A 12,617-nucleotide genomic window follows, 5' to 3' on the forward strand; every position below is an offset into this window, starting at 1 on the left:
CCGACGCTCCACGCAGGCCCTACGGCCCTGATCCGGACAGCCGGGTCAGGGCCGTCGTGCGCGCACCGCGGGCGGCTCCACCGCGGCGGACCCGCCGCGCAGCTCGTGCACCGTCATGAACTGCGGCGTCACGCACAGGTAGACCGGTTCGTAGACCTCGTCGTCCGCGAAGTGCGGGGCGGATCCGAAGAGCTCGAGTTCGGCGGTGCTGGGCTCGATCAGCTCGCAGGTGCCGACGCACTGCACCGACCACTGGCCCGGCTCGCCCGGCCGCTCGGCGCCGAGGTTGTCCGCGCCGTACGCGACGACACTGCCGACGCACGCCTGGTGGTAGTCGTATCCCCGGTGCATGCGCAGCAGCAGGCGGCCGTCGGCCACGACGTGGCGGGCGGCGGCGAGGAAGGGCAGGGCGCGCATGCTGGTGGCGACTCTCCCGTAGGGCACGCGGGAGAGAAGCTCGAAGCCGCGGTCCAGGTCCGGCTGCGTCTCGGAGGGCATGTCACCACTGTGCGATGCCGACACCGCGCCGGAAAAGAGGAGCCCGCCCCGAGCGCGCGGGACCTACGTCCCGTGTGGGCGGGCATCCGGGTGAGCCGACGGTGACGGAGCGAACGCGCTCAGTGCTGCTTCTCGGCCTGGAGCCGGGCCACGTACGCGGCCGCCTGGGAGCGGCGCTCCATGCCGAGCTTCGACAGCAGGCTGGAGACATAGTTCTTGATCGTCTTCTCGGCGAGATGGAGGCGCTCGCCGATCGCACGGTTGGTCATGCCCTCGCCGATCAGGTCCAGGATCCTGCGCTCCTGGTCGGTGAGGCCGGACAGCCGGTCGTCCTCCTTGCTGCGGCCGCCGTCGCGCAGCCGCTCCAGGACCCGGGCGGTGGCGACGGGGTCGAGCAGCGACTTGCCCGCGGCGACGTCCCGTACGGCCGTCAGCAGCTCATTGCCGCGGATGGCCTTGAGGACATAACCCGAGGCACCGGCCATGATCGCGTCGAAAAGAGCCTCGTCGTCCGCGAACGACGTCAGCATCAGGCACTTGATCGACTCGTCCTGGGAGCGGATCTCCCGGCACACCTCGACGCCGCTGCCGTCCGGCAGCCGCACGTCCAGGACGGCGACGTCGGGCCGGGTGGCGGGGATGCGGACCAGGGCGTCGGCCGCCGTGCCGGCCTCGCCGACGACCTCGATGTCGTCCTCGACCGACAGCAGCTCATGGACTCCCCTGCGGACCACTTCATGGTCGTCGAGGAGAAATACCTTGATTTTTCCGTCTTCGCGCACGGGGTCAGTCTCACATATCAACTCGCGCAGCGCCCTAGATGACCAAGGGGTGACCGGGATAACGTGCCGGTGTTCCGGCCCCCTGCCACGCTGGTACCAGGTGCCGTCACACAGCTGTTGACCTGCGACGCTCGACCCCGAAATGCGATTACTAGGAAATCCAATCAAGCACTTACTTGGAAATCCAAGCAAAATCGCAGGTCAGATGGGGTTTCGCAGATGTGTGACCCACTGGGTAACGTGCTGGGTGAAGGGTGCTTGCCGGAGCACTTGTCGCGCCTGTCTCCGGCGCCTCGCACCCACCCCGTGCGTGGACGGATCAGGCGAGCCGAGCCGACTGGCCATCCGGCAATCCCGGGGGCCGGACCGACGGAGGAGCACACGTGACCGTTGACAGTGCTGCCAGCACTGGCGCAGCGCGCACCCCGCGCAAGCGGACCGCCGCGAGCAAGACTGCGAAGAAGTCCCCCGGGAGGACCGCAGCCGCCAAGGGACAGACGGACCTGGTCCAGCTGCTGACCCCTGAGGGCAAGCGGGTCAAGAACACCGAGTACGACAAGTACGTCGCCGACATCACCGACGACGCGCTGCGCGGCCTGTACCGCGACATGGTGATGTCCCGCCGGTTCGACGCCGAGGCCGTCACGCTCCAGCGCCAGGGCGAGCTGGGCCTGTGGCCCTCGCTGCTCGGCCAGGAGGCCGCCCAGGTCGGCTCCGCGCGCGCCACCCGCGACGACGACTACGTCTTCCCGACCTACCGCGAGCACGGCGTCGCCTGGTGCCGCGGGGTCGAGCCGGAGAACCTGCTCGGCATGTTCCGCGGCGTGAACAACGGCGGCTGGGACCCGAACACCAACAACTTCCACCTGTACACGATCGTCATCGGCTCGCAGACCCTGCACGCCACCGGCTACGCCATGGGCATCGCCAAGGACGGCGCGGACTCGGCCGTGATCGCGTACTTCGGCGACGGCGCCAGCAGCCAGGGCGACGTCGCGGAGTCCTTCACGTTCTCCGCCGTGTACAACGCGCCGGTCGTGTTCTTCTGCCAGAACAACCAGTGGGCGATCTCCGAGCCCACCGAGAAGCAGACCCGCGTGCCGCTCTACCAGCGCGCGCAGGGCTTCGGCTTCCCGGGCGTCCGCGTCGACGGCAACGACGTCCTGGCCTGCCTCGCCGTGACCCGGTGGGCGCTCCAGCGGGCGCGCGACGGCGAGGGCCCGACGCTGGTCGAGGCGTTCACGTACCGGATGGGCGCGCACACCACCTCCGACGACCCGACGAAGTACCGGGCCGACGAGGAGCGCGTCGCGTGGGAGGCGAAGGACCCGATCCTGCGCCTGCGCACCTACCTGGAGAACCACACCGACACCGGCGCGGAGTTCTTCGCGGAGCTGGAGACCGAGAGCGAGACGCTCGGCCGGCGGGTGCGCGAGGCCGTGCGCGGCATGCGGAACCCCGACCGGATGGCGATGTTCGAGCACGGGTACGCGGACGGGCACGCGCTCGTCGACGAGGAGCGCGCGCAGTTCGCCGCCTACCAGGCGTCGTTCGCGGAGGAGGGTGCCTGAGATGGCCGTACAGAAGCTCCCGATCGCCAAGGCGATCAACGAATCCCTGCGCACGGCGCTGGAGAACGACCCGAAGGTCCTCGTCATGGGCGAGGACGTCGGCAAGCTGGGCGGTGTCTTCCGGGTCACCGACGGGCTGCAGAAGGACTTCGGCGAGGACCGGGTCATCGACACCCCGCTCGCCGAGTCGGGCATCGTCGGCACCGCGATCGGCATGGCGCTGCGCGGCTACCGGCCCGTCGTGGAGATCCAGTTCGACGGGTTCGTCTTCCCCGCCTACGACCAGATCGTCACGCAGCTCGCGAAGATGCACGCCCGCGCGCTCGGCAAGGTCAAGGTGCCGGTCGTCGTCCGGATCCCGTACGGCGGCGGCATCGGCGCGGTCGAGCACCACAGCGAGTCGCCCGAGGCGCTGTTCGCGCACGTGGCGGGCCTGAAGGTGGTCACGCCGTCGAACTCGTCGGACGCGTACTGGATGCTCCAGCAGGCCATCCAGAGCGACGACCCGGTGATCTTCTTCGAGCCCAAGCGCCGCTACTGGGACAAGGGCGAGGTCGACACCGAGGCCGTCCCGGCCCACCTGCACAAGGCCGTCGTCGCCCGCGAGGGCACCGACCTGACGCTCGTCGCGTACGGGCCGATGGTGAAGGTCTGCCTGGAGGCCGCCGCGGCCGCCGCGGAGGAGGGCACCTCGCTGGAGGTCCTGGACCTGCGCTCCATCTCCCCGCTGGACTTCGACGCCGTGCAGAAGTCGGTGGAGAAGACGCGGCACCTGGTGGTCGTGCACGAGGCGCCCGTGTTCCTGGGCTCCGGCGCGGAGATCGCCGCCCGGATCACCGAGCGGTGCTTCTACCATCTGGAGGCGCCCGTGCTGAGGGTCGGCGGGTACCACACGCCGTATCCGCCGGCGCGCCTGGAGGAGGAGTACCTGCCGGGCCTCGACCGGGTGCTCGACGCCGTCGACCGCTCGCTGGCGTACTGAGGGAGAGGTCGAACGTCATGGTGCGCGAGTTCAAGATGCCCGATGTGGGCGAGGGCCTCACCGAGGCAGAGATCCTCAAGTGGTACGTGCAGCCCGGTGACACGGTCACCGACGGGCAGGTCGTGTGCGAGGTGGAGACGGCCAAGGCCGCCGTCGAGCTGCCGATCCCGTTCGACGGGGTTGTGGGGGAGCTGATGTTCCCCGAGGGCACGACCGTCGACGTCGGACAGGTCATCATCTCGGTGCGGACGGGGGGAGAGGCCGAGGCCGAGGCCCCGGTCGCCGCCGAGGAGCCCGTCGCGGAGGAGGCGAGCGGCCGGCAGCCGGTGCTCGTCGGCTACGGCGTCGCCGAGTCCTCCACCAAGCGGCGGGCCCGCAAGGAGCCCGCGGCGGCGAACGGTTCGGCGGCCGCCGTGCTCACCGAGCAGCGGCCGCTGGCCAAGCCGCCGGTGCGCAAGCTGGCCAAGGACCTCGGGGTCGACCTGGCCACGGTGATCCCGGCCGGTGCCGACGGGATCATCACGCGGGAGGACGTGCACGCGGCCGTGGCGCCGCCCGTGCCCGCCGAGCCCGCGGCGCCCGAGATCCCGGTCCCGGCGCAGGCCCCGGCCGAGGCTCCGGCGCCCGCGTCCGCCGCGTCGTACGACGGGGTGCGCGAGACCCGGATCCCGGTCAAGGGCGTGCGCAAGGCGACCGCCCAGGCGATGGTGGCCTCGAAGTTCACCGCTCCGCACGTCACGGAGTTCGTGACCGTCGACGTGACGCGGACGATGAAGCTCGTCGAGGAGCTGAAGTCCGACCCGGACATGGCCGGTCTGCGGGTCAACCCGCTGCTGCTCATCTCCAAGGCGCTGCTCGTCGCGATCCGGCGCAACCCGGAGGTCAACGCGTCCTGGGACGAGCTGAACGACGGCAGGGCCGAGATCGTCCAGAAGCACTACGTGAATCTGGGCATCGCCGCCGCCACGCCCCGCGGGCTGATCGTCCCGAACATCAAGGACGCCCACGCGAAGACGCTGCCCGAACTGGCGTCCGCGCTGGGTGAATTGGTGGCCACCGCGCGCGAGGGGAAGACGTCGCCGGGTGCCATGCAGGGCGGCACCGTCACCATCACCAACGTCGGTGTGTTCGGCATCGACACCGGGACGCCCATCCTGAACCCGGGTGAGTCGGCGATCCTCGCCGTCGGGGCGATCAAGCTCCAGCCCTGGGTGCACAAGGGCAAGGTCAAGCCGCGGCACGTGACGACGCTGGCGCTCTCCTTCGACCACCGGCTGGTCGACGGGGAGCTGGGGTCCAAGGTGCTGGCGGACGTGGCGGCCGTGCTCGAGCGGCCGAAGCGTCTGCTGACCTGGTCCTAGACCCGTACGACTGAAGGGGCGCCCCGGTGACGGGACGCCCCTTCAGTGCTGTCAGCGCTGTTCACGCTGGCGGGGTCACTTCTTGAAGCCGTAGTCCATCAGCTTCTTGGCGTCCGAGGTGCGGGCCGAGACCGACGAGGACTTCAGGACCGTGCCGATCACCGTCTTGCCGCTGCGGGTCGCCGCGAACACCAGGCAGTAGCCCGCCTCCGGGCCGGAGCCGGTCTTCACGCCGATGGCGCCCGAGTACGAACCCAGCAGGGTGTTCGTGTTGGTCCACGTCATGTAGCGGTAGCCACCGGACTTGGTGGTGACCTTGCGCTTCGTCGACTTGGTCTTCACGACCGTACGGAACGTCGAGTTCTTCATGGCACCGCTCGCGATCTTGGTGAGATCGCGCGGCGTCGAGTAGTTCGAGCCGTTGCCGATGCCGTCGAACGAGTCGAAGTGGGTGTTCTTCAGGCCCATCTTCTTCACGTCGGCGTTCATCTTGCCGATGAACGACTTCACGCGCGCCGAGCGCGTGGAGCCCGAGCCGAACTTGTCCGCGAGGGCGTACGCCGCGTCGCAGCCCGACGGCAGCATCAGCCCGTAGAGCAGCTGGCGGACGGTGACCTTGTCGCCGACGATCAGGCGGGCCGACGAGGCGCCGTTCTTGACTATGTAGTCGCTGTACGCCTTCTGGATCGTGACCTTGCTGTCCAGGTTGAGGTTCTTCTGGGCCAGCACCACCTTCGCGGTCATGATCTTCGTGGTGGAGCCGGTGGACCGCCGGGTGTCGGCGCCCTTGGTGAACAGGGTCGAGCCCGTTCCGTTGTTCATCACGAAGCCGCCCTTGGCGGCGATGGTCGGCTTGGCCGGTGCCGTGGCCGCCTGGGCGGAGGTGGTCAGCACTCCGCTGGTGAGCATGGTTCCCGCGACGAGAACAGCCATGCCCGTTATGCGTCTATTCAACGTATACGCTCCAAATGCCCCTGGGGGGCGGCCCGTTGGGATAGGGCGCCCGCACTGAAGAGACGAATGAGGCGGGTGAAGGGTTGTACTGCCGAACCCATCCCGCATGGTGGACGACGGCCGACTTGCGTACGTGTTGTATCTATGATGTGCGCATGCCCTCGACCGTCACCGAAAAACGCCCGCCCGCCGCGGAGCGCGTCTACGCCCACGTGAAGCGCGCCGTGCTCGAACGCCGCTACGAGGGAGGGACGTTGCTCACCGAGGGCGAGCTGGCCGAGGCGGTCGGCGTCTCCCGCACCCCGGTCCGCGAGGCCCTGCTGAAGCTGGAGGTCGAGGGGCTGCTGCGGCTCTACCCGAAGAAGGGCGCCCTCGTGCTGCCCGTCTCCGCGCAGGAGATCGCGGACGTCGTGGAGACCCGGCTGCTCGTCGAGGAGCACGCGGTGCGCAAGGCCGTGCCCGCGTCGCCCCACCTCATCGACCGGCTGACCGAACTGCTGGCGCAGCAGCGCGCGCAGGTCGCCGCCGGTGACCTCGCCGAGGCCGCCGCCACCGACCGCTGCTTCCACGCGGAGATCGTGCGCAGCGCGGGCAACGCGATCCTGGCCCGCGTCTACGACCAGATGCGCGACCGGCAGCTGCGGATGGGCGTCGTCGTGATGCAGGCCCACCCGGACCGCACGGCGAAGACGCTCGCCGAGCACGAGGAGATCCTGGACGCGCTGCGCGCCGGGGACATGGAGGCCGCCGTGGCGGTGGTGCGCCGGCACGTCTCGCGCGTGCGCGACCTGGCCCGGGGTGAGGAACGATGAGCAGCTCCGCCGCGTCCCCGTCGCTGCCCGGCGATCCGCCCGGCGGCCGGCGGGCCGTCGTCGTGTGGTCGATCGGCGTCGCCGTCTACTTCGTCGCCGTCGTCTTCCGTACGTCGCTGGGGGTGGCGGGACTCGACGCCGTCGAGCGCTTCCACATCAACGCCTCGGCCCTGTCGACCTTCTCCATCCTCCAGTTGCTCGTGTACGCGGGCATGCAGATACCCGTCGGCCTGATGGTCGACCGGCTCGGCACCAAGAAGGTGCTCACCCTCGGCGTGGTGCTGTTCACCGTCGGACAGCTCGGCTTCGCCTTCTCGTCCTCGTACGGCATGGCGCTCGCCTCGCGCGCGCTGCTCGGCTGCGGCGACGCCATGACGTTCATCAGCGTGCTGCGGCTCGGCACCCGCTGGTTCCCCGCGCGGCGCGGTCCGCTGGTCGCGCAGCTCGCCGGTCTCGTCGGCATGGCCGGCAATCTGATCTCCACCCTGGTGCTCGCCCGGCTGCTGCACGGGGTCGGCTGGGAGACGGCGTTCGCGGGCAGCGCGGTGCTGGGCGTCCTCGTCCTGGTGCTGATGGTGCTGTTCCTGAAGGACCACCCCGAGGGGTTCGAGCCCGCGCCGCTGCCGACGACGCACAAGGGCGCCGCGTACGTGCGCGCCCAGATCGCCGCCTCCTGGCGGGAGCCGGGGACCCGGCTCGGCCTGTGGGTGCACTTCACCACGCAGTTCCCGGCGATGGTGTTCCTGCTGCTGTGGGGGCTGCCGTTCCTGGTGGAGGCGCAGGGTCTGTCGCGCGGGACGGCCGGCGAGCTGCTGACGCTGGTCGTGCTCTCCAACATGGTCATCGGGCTCGTCTACGGGCAGATCGTCGCCCGGCACCACACGGCACGGCTGCCGCTGGCGCTCGGCACGGTCGGCTCCGTGGCCGTGCTGTGGGCGGCGCCCATGGCGTGGCCGGGGCACTCCCCGATGTGGCTGCTGCTCGTGATGTGCGTGGGGCTCGGCGCGTGCGGGCCCGCCTCGATGATCGGCTTCGACTTCGCGCGTCCCGCCAATCCGCCGGAGCGGCAGGGCACGGGCTCCGGGATCGTGAACATGGGCGGCTTCGTCGCCTCCATGACGACGCTGCTGGCCGTGGGCGTGCTGCTCGACGCGACCGGGGACAACTACCGGATCGCGTTCGCCGCGGTGTTCGTGTTGCAGGCGCTCGGGGTGAGCCAGATTCTGCGGTTGCGGAAGCGGGCCGCCCGGGCGGAGCGGGAGCGGCTGGTCGCTTCCCGGGTGACCTCGGTGCACGTGCCGGTGTGACCGCTGGGCCGCGCCGGTGCGCACGTCGCGGGGCTCCGCCCCGGACCCCGCTCCTCAATCGCCGGAGGGGCTCGAACGGAAAGCGGCCCACCGGGCCGCGCCGGGCTACTGGGTGACGACCATTGCGTGCAGGATCGCCGAGGCCAGTTCCTGGTCGCCCTCGATCTTCACGCGGTCCGCGACCGACTCGGGCGTGACGCGGCCGCAGGACAGCCGGACGTAGGTCTCCCAGTCCAGGGCGAGCGTCGCCGCGGGGCCCAGCGAGGGGGCGCCGTCGATCGTGCCGTTGCCCTCGGCGTCCACGCGGACCGTGCGCAGGAACTCCACCGGGCCGTGCACGTCGAAGACCACCGCGGAGTTCGCCGGGGCGCCCGCGTCCTTCGCCACGATCTTCGGAAGCACGGCGAGGAGCATGTCGCGGACGACGTACGCGCCCGGGGAGTCGAGGTTGCCCGGCTTGCCGAGCGACCACCGCAGGTCCTGCTCGTGCGCCCAGATGTCGAACGCCCGCCGCCGCAGGGCGAACTCCAGCGTCTCCTCGACCGCGCGCGGGCCGCGCACGATGGTCTCGGGCTCCCGCGTCTCGTTCCGCAGCTGCCGGGAGCGGCGGATGATCGTGTACTCCAGCTCGGAGGCCATCTCGGGCGCCGTGTGGTGGCGGCGGACGTCGACCTGGACCTCCGTGTAGCGCTGCGCCTCCGTCTGTACGTGGTAGAGGTCGCGCGGCAGGGTGTGGATGGGCCGGGGGTCGCCGAGCATCTCGCAGTCCACGCCGATGACGTGCGAGACGATGTCCCGCACCGACCAGCCGGGGCACGGGGTCGCCCGGCTCCACTCACCCTCCGCGAGCGGTGTGACCAGCTCGGATATCGCTTCCACGGAGTGGGTCCAGGCGTCGGCGTAGGACTGAAGGCTGGGGTGGAGACTCACGGAAAGGGACCCCTTGAACGGTTGGTGCGCGGTTGGTACACGGGCGGTGACTTGGGCGGCGGGCACTTGCGGCGTGGGTGTCTTGGGAGGCTAAGTTACGCTGCCCCGAGGCACCCCTGCAGTGCTTTCGTGTGACGATCGTAGGCCGTTGTTGACGTGTAGCCGACGGCTCGAATGCCAGGACGGTGGTACTGTGCGCGCCTCCCTCATCCAGATCGCAGTAAACGAGGACGAATCGGTCAACTCTCGGCGGGATCGAGTCAGTTCGCTGGTCCGTGACCAGGCCGGGTCCGCCGATCTCGTCGTGCTTCCCGAGCTGTGGCCGACCGGCGCGTTCGCCTACGAACTGTTCGCGTCCGAGGCCGAGCCGCTGGAGGGGCCGACCTTCGAGGCGATGGCCAAGGCGGCGCGGGACGCGGGCGTGTGGCTGCACGCCGGGTCGATCCCCGAGCGGGATCCTGACGGGCCGCTGTACAACACCGCGCTGGTCTTCTCCCCCGACGGGGAGCTCGCCGCCGCCTATCGCAAGATCCACCGGTTCGGCTTCGACAAGGGCGAGGCGGTGCTGATGAGCGCCGGGCGGGAACTGGTGACGGTCCGTCTTCCGAAGACCGTCGCCGGGGTGACGACCTGCTACGACCTGCGTTTCCCCGAGCTGTACCGGGGGCTCGTCGGGCTCGGCGCCGAGACGCTGATCGTCTCCGCCGGGTGGCCCGAGCGGCGGCGTGCGCACTGGACGCTGCTGGCTCAGGCGCGGGCGGTCGAGAACCAGGCGTTCGTGCTGGCCTGCGGGAGTGCGGGGACGCATGCCGGGGTGCCGCAGGCCGGGCACAGCATCGTGGTGGATCCGTGGGGAGAGGTGCTCGGGGAGGCCGGGGCCGGGGAAGAGGTGCTCCGCGTCGAGTTCGACCCGTCCCGGGTCGGGGTGACCCGGGAGCAGTTCCCCGCGCTGAAGGACCGGGTGCTGGGGCTCGAGGCGCCGGGGCGCTGAAGCCGGGCCGGGATCCGTTTCCGGCCGCGGCCCGGTGGCCGCTTCTCGCGCAGTTCCCCGCGCCCCTGAGGCACGCGCTGCGCGCAGCCTCCCCCGGAGGCCGCACTCCGCGCGCCTCCCCTGGCCGAGCGAAGCCCACTCCCAGGGGCGCGGGGAACTGCGCGAGAAGCCACGATGGGACCCGCACCCGACGGCGCGTCAGTCCACGACGCCGCGTTCCTTCTCCGCGAGATGGATGACGCAGACCGCGACCGCGATGAGCAGCGCCGGATCGGCGTCCTCACGGATCACGTTCACACCGTAGGTGTCCCGCACCCGCAGCCACCGCCGCGAAATCTCCGCGAGGAGCTCACCCTCGTACTCGACGGCGAACTCCCGGTCCAGGATCTTGCCGCTGACGTCGAGTTCGGTCTCGCCGTCGGCGAGCGCGACCCGGTAGTGGTTGCGCAGCAGGGAGAGCCGCTTGCGCTTGACGCGCGCCAGCTCCTCGTCGGCGCGCTCGATCACCATCGTGTCGCGCAGCGCGAACATCTTCTGGTGGATGTCGATGAGGACACGGCCGTCCGCCCCCTTCAGCTCGAAGGTGTCGCGCAGCCGCATCGCCTTGCCGTCGACGAGGAACGCCTTGTGGCCGTTCTCGTCCTCGATCCAGTAGTCCTCGCCGATGGCGAAGAGCCGTTCCCTCACTTCGTAGCGCATACGTCGAGAGTTCCCCCGAGCCGCCGATCGGACCCCTCCCCGATCCCTAAAGGAGCAGCGGCGGCCCAAGACCCGTAGCAATCAGGACAGTTCAGTGGTAGCTGCAACCATTGGGGGAACAGGTGGGTCCTAAGAGATGGACGTGACTTTACGACCTGACCAATCGAAGGAACTCCCCTCATGGCACGTGCACGACTTCGTCTCACCGCACCGCTGATGGCCGCCGCGCTGGTCGGGGGCGGGCTCGCCGCCCTGTCGCTCGCACCGGGACAGGCCGCCGCCGCCACCGCCGGCAAGGCCGACCGCGCCGACGACTTCAACGGCGACGGCTACGCCGACCTCGTCTCCGGCGCCGCCGGCGGCACCGTCTCCGGCAAGGCGGGGGCAGGCTACGTCGCGGTGACCTACGGATCGCCGACCGGCCCGAAGGCCGCGAACAAGACGCTGATCAGCCGCTCGACCGCCGGTGTCCCCGGTTCCGCCGCCGCCAAGGAGGGCTTCGGCGCCTCCGTCACCAAGGGAGACCTCGACGGGGACGGCTTCAGCGACCTCGTCATAGGCAGCACCAAGTCGACCACCGGCGCCGTCATCCTGTGGGGCTCCGCCTCCGGCCTGACCGGCGGCACCGCGATCGCCACGTACGGCCGTACGCCGCAGATCGGCGACTTCGACGGCGACGGCAAGGCCGACCTGGCGCTGCTCGCCGCCATGGGTTCCTACGGCGACGACCCCGAGCACCAGGGCGCCGCGCTCTGGAAGGGCCCGGTCACCCGGGCCGGCGCCCCCGCCAAGAAGCTGAACTTCATGGACAAGTCCGAGTGGTGGGGCTACGGCAAGGACGACGCCACCTGCGTCGACGACCAGTACGGCTGTGTCGACGGCCCGGACTCCACGACCGGCCCGGTCTTCTTCAAGGCCGTCGGCGACCTCAACGGCGACGGCCGCGACGACCTCGCCCTGCGCTCCTACAGCGGCGACGGCACGTGGAACAACACCGTCCTGTACGGCAGCGCCGCGGGCTTCAAGCGCGGCTGGGCCCCCGAGACCCAGGGCGCCCTGGCCACCGGTGACGTGAACGGCGACGGCATCGACGACCTGGTCGTCGGCTCCGACCCCGAGGACTCCGACATCGGCGACACGATGCAGAAGGTCACCCTCGCGTTCGGCACCAAGGACGGCCTGAAGGGCGACCGCACCCAGGAGTTCGACCAGTCGCTGCCCGGGTTCTACGGCGCCCAGGAGGACGGCGACCACCTCGGTTCCTGCGTCTCCGTCGCCGACGTCACCGGTGACGGCAAGGCCGACGTCGCCCTCGGCATCTCCGGCGAGGACTTCAGCGGCCTGACGGACGCGGGCGCGGTCGCGCTGCTGCCCGGCTCGGCCGACGGCGTCACCGGCACCGGCTCCGTCGTCCTCAACCAGAACTCGGCGAACGTGCCGGGCGTCGCCGAGAGCGGCGACCTGTTCGGCTCCGACTGCGCCCTGCTCGACGTGAACGGCGACGGCAGCCGCGACCTGGCCGTCTCCGCCACCGGGGAGAACGACTCCTCCGGCGCGGTGTGGACGTTCCCGGGCTCCGCGAGCGGCGTGACCGGCACCGGCTCGATCGCGCTCAACCCGACCGACCTCGGCGCCCCCGTCACCAAGGCCCTCTTCGGCAGCCCGCTGAAGTAGGCGCGAGCAACCACGAAGAGACCCGCGGACGCGTCTGCTCCCGACCAGGCAGACGC

At 70.5% G+C, this 12,617-nt stretch carries 12 protein-coding genes; 7 read left to right on the forward strand and 5 right to left on the reverse strand.

Annotation, left to right across the window (positions count from 1 at the left end):
* Positions 1–45 precede the first annotated feature (45 nt).
* Together ABZ930_RS03845 and ABZ930_RS03850 are read right to left on the reverse strand one after the other, a co-directional pair.
* Positions 46–498: a pyridoxamine 5'-phosphate oxidase family protein gene (locus ABZ930_RS03845; RefSeq protein WP_361540899.1), complete on the reverse strand. Its 453-nt coding sequence runs from the start codon at positions 496–498 to the stop codon at positions 46–48.
* Between the two features lie 119 nt (positions 499–617).
* The gene (locus ABZ930_RS03850; RefSeq protein WP_361540902.1) at positions 618–1,280 is read right to left on the reverse strand and encodes a response regulator transcription factor; all 663 of its coding nucleotides are present in this window, start codon (positions 1,278–1,280) and stop codon (positions 618–620) included.
* Between the two features lie 383 nt (positions 1,281–1,663).
* Between ABZ930_RS03850 and pdhA the strand changes: the two genes are divergently transcribed.
* Genes pdhA through ABZ930_RS03865 form a run of 3 tightly spaced genes read left to right on the forward strand, consistent with a single transcriptional unit; the run spans position 1,664 to position 5,194 of the window.
* Positions 1,664–2,851, forward strand: a complete 1,188-nt coding sequence (gene pdhA, locus ABZ930_RS03855; protein ID WP_361540905.1) for a pyruvate dehydrogenase (acetyl-transferring) E1 component subunit alpha — start codon at positions 1,664–1,666, stop codon at positions 2,849–2,851.
* A gap of 1 nt (position 2,852) precedes the next feature.
* Complete coding sequence (locus ABZ930_RS03860) at positions 2,853–3,833, forward strand: alpha-ketoacid dehydrogenase subunit beta (protein WP_361540908.1); 981 nt, start codon at positions 2,853–2,855, stop codon at positions 3,831–3,833.
* Between the two features lie 17 nt (positions 3,834–3,850).
* Positions 3,851–5,194 carry a dihydrolipoamide acetyltransferase family protein gene (locus ABZ930_RS03865; RefSeq protein ID WP_361540911.1) on the forward strand — a complete coding sequence of 448 codons (1,344 nt, stop codon included), beginning with the start codon at positions 3,851–3,853 and terminating at the stop codon, positions 5,192–5,194.
* A gap of 75 nt (positions 5,195–5,269) precedes the next feature.
* Here ABZ930_RS03865 and ABZ930_RS03870 read toward each other — a convergent pair whose 3' ends face one another.
* Entirely contained in the window at positions 5,270–6,127 is an 858-nt protein-coding gene (locus ABZ930_RS03870; RefSeq protein WP_361540914.1) for a D-alanyl-D-alanine carboxypeptidase, read from the reverse strand.
* A gap of 176 nt (positions 6,128–6,303) precedes the next feature.
* Here ABZ930_RS03870 and ABZ930_RS03875 point away from each other — a divergent pair, with 176 nt between their 5' ends.
* Entirely contained in the window at positions 6,304–6,960 is a 657-nt protein-coding gene (locus ABZ930_RS03875) for a GntR family transcriptional regulator (RefSeq protein ID WP_361540917.1), read from the forward strand.
* Positions 6,957–8,267, forward strand: a complete 1,311-nt coding sequence (locus ABZ930_RS03880) for an MFS transporter (RefSeq protein WP_361540920.1) — start codon at positions 6,957–6,959, stop codon at positions 8,265–8,267. Before ABZ930_RS03875 ends, ABZ930_RS03880 begins: the two co-directional genes overlap by 4 nt.
* Before the next feature lie 105 nt (positions 8,268–8,372).
* On the opposite strand, the gene ABZ930_RS03885 is transcribed toward ABZ930_RS03880, so the two are convergent.
* Positions 8,373–9,197 carry a maleylpyruvate isomerase family mycothiol-dependent enzyme gene (locus ABZ930_RS03885; RefSeq protein ID WP_361540923.1) on the reverse strand — a complete coding sequence of 275 codons (825 nt, stop codon included), beginning with the start codon at positions 9,195–9,197 and terminating at the stop codon, positions 8,373–8,375.
* Between the two features lie 193 nt (positions 9,198–9,390).
* On the opposite strand from ABZ930_RS03885, the gene ABZ930_RS03890 reads away from it, so the two are divergent.
* Complete coding sequence (locus ABZ930_RS03890; RefSeq protein WP_361540926.1) at positions 9,391–10,188, forward strand: carbon-nitrogen family hydrolase; 798 nt, start codon at positions 9,391–9,393, stop codon at positions 10,186–10,188.
* 198 nt (positions 10,189–10,386) lie between these two features.
* Here ABZ930_RS03890 and ABZ930_RS03895 read toward each other — a convergent pair whose 3' ends face one another.
* Positions 10,387–10,887: an LURP-one-related family protein gene (locus ABZ930_RS03895; RefSeq protein ID WP_111662984.1), complete on the reverse strand. Its 501-nt coding sequence runs from the start codon at positions 10,885–10,887 to the stop codon at positions 10,387–10,389.
* Between the two features lie 180 nt (positions 10,888–11,067).
* Here ABZ930_RS03895 and ABZ930_RS03900 point away from each other — a divergent pair, with 180 nt between their 5' ends.
* A complete protein-coding gene (locus ABZ930_RS03900; protein ID WP_361540930.1) occupies positions 11,068–12,561 on the forward strand; it encodes an FG-GAP and VCBS repeat-containing protein in 1,494 nt (497 codons plus the stop codon).
* The last annotated feature ends 56 nt before the right edge of the window (positions 12,562–12,617 follow it).

The organism is Streptomyces sp. NPDC046716 (genome assembly GCF_040645755.1).
GTDB lineage: Bacteria > Actinomycetota > Actinomycetes > Streptomycetales > Streptomycetaceae > Streptomyces.